The organism is Candidatus Deferrimicrobiaceae bacterium, from assembly GCA_035256765.1.
In the GTDB taxonomy this organism is placed as follows: domain Bacteria; phylum Desulfobacterota; class Deferrimicrobia; order Deferrimicrobiales; family Deferrimicrobiaceae; genus CSP1-8.
Map to the genome: position 1 here is coordinate 1 of DATEXR010000319.1, position 7564 is coordinate 7564.

The 7564-nt window shown below is 68.2% G+C and carries 7 protein-coding genes; all 7 read left to right on the forward strand.

The window, feature by feature from the left end:
- Positions 1 to 1194: bifunctional phosphopantothenoylcysteine decarboxylase/phosphopantothenate--cysteine ligase CoaBC (gene coaBC / locus VJ307_11125; protein ID HJX74688.1), on the forward strand; the 1194-nt coding region annotated here is incomplete at its 5' end.
- Positions 1191 to 1868, forward strand: a complete 678-nt coding sequence (locus VJ307_11130) for a uracil-DNA glycosylase (protein HJX74689.1) — start codon at positions 1191 to 1193, stop codon at positions 1866 to 1868. The genes coaBC and VJ307_11130, both read left to right, overlap by 4 nt.
- A 19-nt stretch (positions 1869 to 1887) precedes the next feature.
- Positions 1888 to 3063 (forward strand): class I SAM-dependent rRNA methyltransferase, encoded by a 1176-nt coding sequence (locus tag VJ307_11135; protein ID HJX74690.1) that lies wholly within the window; start codon positions 1888 to 1890, stop codon positions 3061 to 3063.
- Positions 3064 to 3131: 68 nt separating this feature from the next.
- The gene (locus VJ307_11140) at positions 3132 to 4418 is read left to right on the forward strand and encodes a nodulation protein NfeD (protein ID HJX74691.1); all 1287 of its coding nucleotides are present in this window, start codon (positions 3132 to 3134) and stop codon (positions 4416 to 4418) included.
- A gap of 44 nt (positions 4419 to 4462) precedes the next feature.
- Positions 4463 to 5263, forward strand: a complete 801-nt coding sequence (locus VJ307_11145; GenBank protein ID HJX74692.1) for a slipin family protein — start codon at positions 4463 to 4465, stop codon at positions 5261 to 5263.
- 296 nt (positions 5264 to 5559) lie between these two features.
- A complete protein-coding gene (locus tag VJ307_11150) occupies positions 5560 to 6573 on the forward strand; it encodes a SpoIID/LytB domain-containing protein (GenBank protein HJX74693.1) in 1014 nt (337 codons plus the stop codon).
- Positions 6574 to 6611: 38 nt separating this feature from the next.
- Positions 6612 to 7564: tRNA preQ1(34) S-adenosylmethionine ribosyltransferase-isomerase QueA (gene queA / locus VJ307_11155; GenBank protein HJX74694.1), on the forward strand; the 953-nt coding region annotated here is incomplete at its 3' end.

The following is a 7564-nucleotide window of genomic DNA, read 5'->3' on the forward strand; positions in this document are numbered from 1 at the left end:
CTGGCAGGCAAAGAGATCGTTCTGGGCGTTACGGGGGGGATCGCGGCCTACAAGGCGTGCGAGATCATCCGGGAACTCAGAAGCGAGGGAGCCAACGTCACCACGATCCTCACCGCCGCGGGTTCGCAGTTCATCACCCCCCTGACCCTCCAGACGCTCTCCAAGAACCCCGTGGTCATGGACATGTGGAACCTGATCTCCGAGTCGGAGATCGGGCATATCTCCCTTGCGCAGCGGGCGCACCTCCTCCTGATCGCCCCGGCCACGGCGAACATCATCGGGAAGATCCGGGGCGGCATTGCGGACGACATGCTGTCGACCGTCGTCATGGCGATGGGGGCCCCCGTGGTGCTTGCCCCCGCGATGAACAGTCAGATGTACGCGTCGGCGGCGGTCCGGGAAAACATCGCGGTCCTTCGGTCCCGGGGCTTCCTGTTCGTCGAGCCCGACGAGGGGGAGCTCGCCTGCGGCACGGTGGGCCCGGGTCGTCTCGCGATGGTCGGCAAGATCGTCGAGATGGCGAGGATCGTGCTCGCGGAGAAGATCCTCGAGAGGAAGAAGGTTTTGGTGAGCGCGGGGCCCACCGCGGAGAGCATCGACCCCGTGCGGGTCCTCTCCAACCGGGCCTCCGGCAAGATGGGGTTCGCGATGGCGCGTGTGGCGCGCCGGTTCGGGGCCGACGTCACGCTCGTGTCCGGCCCGACCGCGCTGGCCGACCCGTATTTCGTGAAGACCGTCCGCGTGCGCACCGCGGAGGAGATGCAGACGGCCGTCGAACGGGAATCCGCGGATGCGGATGCCGTCGTGATGTGCGCCGCAGTGGCCGACTTCCGGGCGGCGTCCGTTTCCCCGACCAAGATCAAGAAGGATGGCGGCGGGTGGAACCTGGAGCTGGCCACCACCGTCGATATCCTCGACCGGCTCGGCAGGGAGAAGGGACGCCGCGTGCTCGTCGGGTTCGCGGCGGAGACGAGCGACATCGAGCAGAACGCCATCGCGAAAATGAGGAAAAAGAACCTGGACGCGATCGTCGCCAACGACGTCTCCCGGACCGACATCGGATTCGAGTCGGACGACAACGAGGTGCGGATTTTCTTCTCCGACGGGGAGGTCCGGGAACTCCCCCTCGCGACGAAGGAGGGGATCGCGGTCGGGGTCTGGCTGGCCCTCCACAGGAAGCTGATCGCGGGATGACCGGGCGCCTCACACGGACCCTGGTAGCCGCCTACCTCCGGGAGATCGGGATCGACTACGTTCCCGCCCCTCCCCGCTCCGGGGAGGAGACGGCAGCGCCGGAGGAGCCGGCACACCCGGGCGGGGAGACCCTCGAGGAGATCCGGAGCGAGATCCTTGCGTGCCGCCGTTGCCCCCTCTGCTCCGGGCGGAAGAACGTCGTCTTCGGGGTCGGAAACCCCCGGGCGAGGCTGATGTTCGTCGGGGAGGGCCCCGGGGAAGAGGAGGACCGGCAGGGCGAACCGTTCGTCGGGGCGGCGGGCAGGCGGCTTACCCGGTGGATCGGTCGCATCGGCCTCACCCGCCAGGACGTCTATATCGCGAACATCGTCAAGTGCCGACCGCCGGGCAACCGGGCGCCCCTTCCGGAGGAGGCGGCCGCCTGTCTGCCCTATCTCGGGAGGCAGATCCGGGCCATCCGGCCCGCGCTGATCTGCACCCTCGGCGCCGTGGCGCTCAACTTCCTCCTCGGCAACAACGATCGGATCACGCGGGTGCGGGGACAGTGGCGCGACCTGGACGGCATCCCCGTGCTCCCCACCTACCACCCCGCCTACATCCTGCGAAACGCCGCGCGGGAGCACGAGGTGTTTGCCGATTTCGATCTTCTCGCGGAACGGCTCCGATCCGGTTGAGATGGAGGCTCCTCTTCCCGTGGTACAGGTCGGCAAAAGGGGCGAGGAGCGCCTCCGCTCCGGGCACCTCTGGGTGTTCGGGGACGATTTGAGGGAAGTGCCGCCGCAGCTGCCGTCCGGGCAGTGGGTTACCGTGACCTCCCGTTCCGGAGAGATGCTGGGGACGGCCACGTGCAACTTGTCGAGCAGGATCGCGGTGCGGCTCGTCTCGCGGGGCGCGGGGATGCCCTCGAAGACGTTTCTGGAGGAAGGGATCCGCCGGGCGATCGCGCGGAGGGCGGACGCGGGGCTTACGGGGCTTACAGCCCTGCGCCTCGTCTATTCCGAGGGGGACTTCCTCCCCGGGCTCATCGTCGACCGGTACGGCGCCCTCCTCTCCGTCCAGATCCTCACGGCCGGGATGGAGATTCTCCGGGAAGAGATCGTTTCGACCCTCGTCGGGGAGCTTGCCCCCCGCCTCATCTACGAGCGGTCCGAGGGCGCACCCCGCAGGCTCGAGGGACTCGCGGAAAGAAAGGGGGCGCTTTGGGGCAACGGTCCTCCGCGGGAGACGGTCACCCTGGACGGATGCCGCTTCCTCGTGGACGTGGAGGCAGGCCCGAAGACGGGTTTTTTCCTGGACCAGCGGGAGAACCGGAAAATCGTCCGGGGCCTGGCGCGAGGGAGGTCGGCGCTCGACGGATTCTGTTCCACCGGGGCGTTCGGGATCTACGCGCTCGCGGGAGGCGCGACAAGCGTGCTCGCGGTGGACGTCTCGGGAGAAGCGGTCGCCGCGGCGGCGGAAAACGCGGCCCGGAACGGTTTCGCCGGCCGGTGGGAGGGAACGCAGGGACACCTCTTCCACGTTTTACGGGATCTGGAGGGGAGCGGGCGACGGTTCGACCTTGTCATTCTCGATCCCCCCTCCTTCACCAAGTCGCGGGAGGGGCGGGAAGGGGCGATCCGGGGATACCGGGACATCAACCGGCTCGGCCTCTCCCTCCTTTCCCCGGGCGGGATCCTCGCCACCTCTTCTTGCACGCAACTGGTCGATATGGCCAAATGGAACGAGGCGCTCCGGGACGCGGCCGCCGATGCACGGGCGGATGTGCATGTTATCGCGCGAGGGGGGCAGTCCCCGGACCATCCGGTTCTTCTCGGTGTGCCCGAAACCGAATACCTGAAGTTCGCCGTGTTGCGCAAGAGGGAAACGTGACCCGTTTTCTTGCCCGATCGCCCGTGTCTCGCGCCGCCGCCGTTTTTTCCGGTCGGGGAGGGCGCCGGATGCGTGCGTTCGTTTTCTTCCTGATGCTCGCGCTGCTCTCGGTCCCCGGCGGGTCGCGGGGCGCCACCCCCGGTCCGGTCATGGTGGCCGCGATCGCATCGTCCATCAACCCCGTCACCGCCGATTTTCTCTCCTCCGCCATCGAGCGCGCGCAGGAGGAGAACGCGGGACTGCTCGTGGTGGAGCTGGATACGCCCGGCGGCCTCGACAGCGCCATGCGGCAGATGGTTCAGGAGATCATCCGGACCCCCGTTCCCGTGGCCGTCTACGTTTCTCCCCCGGGGTCCCGCGCCGCCTCCGCGGGGGTGCTGATCACTCTGGCCGCGGATATCGCCGCCATGGCCCCCGGCACGAACATCGGTGCCGCGCACCCCGTCGGCATCGGCGGCGGGGGGATGGACAACACGATGGCGAAAAAGGTGGAAAACGACGCCGCCGCGTACGCCCGTTCCCTCGCGGAGAAGAAAGGGCGCAACGGGGAGTGGGCCGAAAAGGCGGTCCGGGAGAGCGCATCCCTGACCGAAACGGATGCGCTCCGGAAGAATGTGATCGACCTGGTTGCCCCGTCGCTTTCCGATCTTTTGTCCGCCGTCGACGGGCGGGTGATCGAGAAGGGGGGGAAGAAAAACCCCTTGCGGACGAAAGGCGCGGCGGTCACGCGCATCCCGATGGGGCTGCGCCACCGGGTGCTGTCGGCGCTCGCGGACCCGAACATCGCCTACATCATGATGATGATCGGCATCTACGGGATCTTCTTCGAACTGTCCAACCCGGGAGCGGTGTTCCCGGGAGTGGTCGGGGGGATCGCCCTCATCCTGGGGTTCTACTCCCTGCAGACGCTCTCGGCCAATTACGCGGGGTTCCTTCTCATCGCGCTCGCGCTGATCCTGTTCATTCTCGAGATCAAGATCGCCTCCCACGGGGCCCTGACCATCGGGGGGATCATCTCCCTGGTGCTCGGGAGCCTCATGCTGTTCCGGTCCTCGGCGGATCCGTATCTCCGCATCTCCTGGGCGGTCATCCTCACGATGGTCGGCGTCTCCGCCGCGTTCTTCGGCACCGTGGTCGCCCTCGCGGTGCGAAGCCAGCTCCGCAGGCCCGCGACGGGGTCGGAAGGGCTGATCGGGGAGACCGGGGTGGCCATGGGGGACTTCACGGGGAAGGGGAAGATCTTCGTCGTCGGAGAATTGTGGGACGCCCGGTGCGACGCGCCCCTTCGCAAGGGGCAGGAGGTGATGGTCGAGGGCAGACAGGGAATGACGCTGGTGGTGAAGCCAAAAACGTAGCCGCACCGGTTCCGGCGGCCCAATCCTTCCGGAGGGAAAAGAGCATGATTCCTTACGTTGCGATTCTGGTCATCGCGGTCCTGTTCCTGTACAGCGCCATCAAGATCCTGAACGAGTACGAGCGGGGCGTGATCTTCCGGCTGGGCCGGGTGATCGGGGCAAAGGGGCCGGGGTTGATCCTCCTCATCCCCATGATCGACAAGATGATCCGGGTCGACCTTCGCGTGGTGGCGATGGACGTCCCGCCCCAGGACGTGATCACACGGGACAACGTCTCCATCAAGGTGAACGCCGTCCTCTATTTCCGTGTACTGGACCCCAACCGGGCGATCATCACCGTCGAGAACTACCTGTACGCCACCTCGCAGCTCGCGCAGACGACGCTGCGGTCGGTGTGCGGCCAGGGAGAGCTCGACGACCTGCTTTCCGAGCGCGAGAAGATCAACATGCACATCCAGGAGATCCTCGACAAGGATACGGATCCGTGGGGCATCAAGGTGGCGAAGGTGGAGATCAAGCACATCGACCTTCCGCAGGAGATGCAGCGCGCCATGGCGAAGCAGGCGGAGGCGGAGCGGGAGCGGCGCGCCAAGGTCATCGGGGCGGAAGGGGAGTTTCAGGCCGCACAGAAGCTGTCCGATGCGGCGAAGATTCTCGCGGAGCACTCGATTGCGCTGCAGCTCCGGTTCCTGCAGACGCTTCGGGAAGTGGCGACGGAGAACAACTCGACCATCATCTTCCCGGTTCCCATCGACCTGTTCACTCCGTTCATGGAACTGGCAAAGGCCGCCAAGGCGCAGATGGGAACGGGCAGGACACGGGAGAAGGAGGAGGGCGGGGCATAAGCCGCCTCTGGATACCCATGACGGTTGGCGGGAAAAGGGGCGCGGGGCTCGCCGCGCTCCTTCTCGTGTTCACCACCGGGGCGATCTTGCTCGCCGCGTGCGCCTCTCCCGGTCCGGCGCGGCGCGGCGAGCCCCCTCCGGCCCCTTCTCCGCCGGGCATTCACCCGACGCCTCCGGTCCCCGGACCCTCCATCCCGGCTCCGCCGCCCGCCCCGCGCCCCGAGGCCGCGGGTGCGCGCCCCGTGCGCGTCCGGCTCGAAGGGATTCTCCCGACGCTCCGGATCGCGGGCGATTCCATGCGGGCCTGGAATCCGGCCGGCCTCCTGCTTGCGACGGAGAACGGCAGCGTGACGCTCTCGGCGGTGGGGAACAGGATCGCCTGGGGAGGGACGAAGATGCTCGACTCCCCGATCGACGTCTGGTCCCCGGGCGGCCTGTCGCTTGCGGGGAGGCTTCTCCCCGGCAGGATCCGCGTCTCCGCCCGCAGCGGCGGGATCCGGGTCGTGGCGGTCGTGCCGCTGGAGGAATACGTGGCGGCCGTTTTGTCGCGCGAGGCGGCCCCCTCGTTCCTTCCCGAGGCGCTCTCCGCCCTCGCCGTGTCGGTCCGGACCTACACCCTGTTGTCGGTCGCCGCCCCGCGCGACCCGGACTACGATGTCGTGGCGGGCGTGGAGGACCAGGTATTCGAGGGGGTGGAAAACGTCGGCCCGGCCTTCCGCGCCGCCGCGGAGGCGACCCGCGGATATGTCCTTTATGACTCCCGGGACCGACTGGCGCGCACGGTCTATCACTCGACCTGCGGCGGGATGACGGAGAGCGCGAAGGATGCCTGGGGGGAGGATCTTCCCTATCTGCGGTCCGTGCCGTGCGACGACTGCCGGGAAAGCCCGGCCTGGCGGTGGGAGTATCGGATGGGGCGGGCGGCAGGGGTGCGGGTCGCCGCCGCCCTGGGGGTGCGCGCCGGAGACGAACTCGGCATCGCGGTCGCGGGGAGAACGAGGACGGGGAGGGCCAGCCAGGTGCGCCTCACTTCCGGAGGAGTCGCGCGGGAGGCGAAAGCCTCGATGTTCCGGCGTGCGGCGGGATACGCGCTGGTAAAGAGCCTGTGGATGGAGATCGTTCCGGCGGGCCGCGGCTGGCGTCTCACCGGCAAGGGGTACGGGCACGGGGTCGGAATGTGCCAATGGGGGGCCAACGGCATGGCGAAGAGGGGAGCGGGGTACCGGGAAATCCTCGCCCGGTACTATCCGCGGACCCGCCTCGCTTCCTCTCCCGGAGGGCCCGGTCCGCTCGCGGGGGGGAAGCCCTGAAAACCGATCTCCTTGCGTACCCGCTCCCGGAGCAACTGATTGCCCAATCCCCCGCGCACCGGCGGAGGGATGCCCGCCTGATGGCCGTCTTCCGCGAGACGGGGGAGATCACCCATCACCGGTTTTCCGATCTGCCCGGGTTCCTCCGCGGCGGCGACCTTCTCGTCGTGAACGACACGAAGGTCATCCGGGGGCGCCTCCGCGCGCGCAAGGGAACCGGCGGATCCGTGGAGATCTTCCTGCTGCGGCGGATGGACGGTGCCGGGGGACGGGGCGAGACGTGGGAGGCCCTGGCGCGCCCTTCCCGGAGGCTTAAGGAGGGGATGGAGCTTGGCGTCGGGGGGGAGGTCCGCGTTACGCTCCTGGCGAAAAGGGATGCGGGGCGGTGGATCGCGAGAATCGAAGCGGACGGCCCCGTCCCCCTGGCCCTCGAACGCGTGGGCGAGGTCCCGCTTCCTCCCTACATCCGGCGGCTGCCGGGGGATCCCGAGGCGCATCGGGACGCGCAGCGGTATCAGACGGTGTTCGCCGCAAGCTCCGGGTCGGTGGCCGCCCCGACGGCGGGGCTTCATTTCGACCAGGAGATGCTCGACGAGGTCCGGCGCATGGGTGCAAGCATCGCCACGGTCACCCTTTCGGTCGGGTACGGCACCTTCTCCCCGATCCGGACGGAGGAAGTGGAGGCGTACGAGATCCACCCCGAGCCCTACCGTCTGCCCCCCGAGACGGCGGCGGCGGTTGCCGCCGCCCGGGAGAGGGGAGGCCGGGTCATCGCGGTGGGCACGACGAGCGTCAGGACCCTGGAGACTTGCGCCTGCGGGGACGGGCGGGTGGACCCCGCGGAGGGTACGACGCGGAAGTTCATCTATCCCGGGTACCGGTTCCGCGTCGTGGACGCCATGATCACCAATTTTCACCTGCCCCGGTCCACGCTTCTCGCGCTCGTCATGGCGTTTGGCGGCGTGGAGCGGATCCGCGAGGCGTACCGGTG

Bases quoted from the DNA above. Each gene is read 5' to 3' on its own strand.
- VJ307_11150 (HJX74693.1), top strand. From the start codon at position 5,560: ATGCGGGCCTGGAATCCGGCCGGCCTCCTGCTTGCGACGGAGAACGGC.
- VJ307_11130 (HJX74689.1), top strand. From the start codon at position 1,191: ATGACCGGGCGCCTCACACGGACCCTGGTAGCCGCCTACCTCCGGGAG.
- VJ307_11145 (HJX74692.1), top strand. From the start codon at position 4,463: ATGATTCCTTACGTTGCGATTCTGGTCATCGCGGTCCTGTTCCTGTAC.
- VJ307_11140 (HJX74691.1), top strand. From the start codon at position 3,132: ATGCGTGCGTTCGTTTTCTTCCTGATGCTCGCGCTGCTCTCGGTCCCC.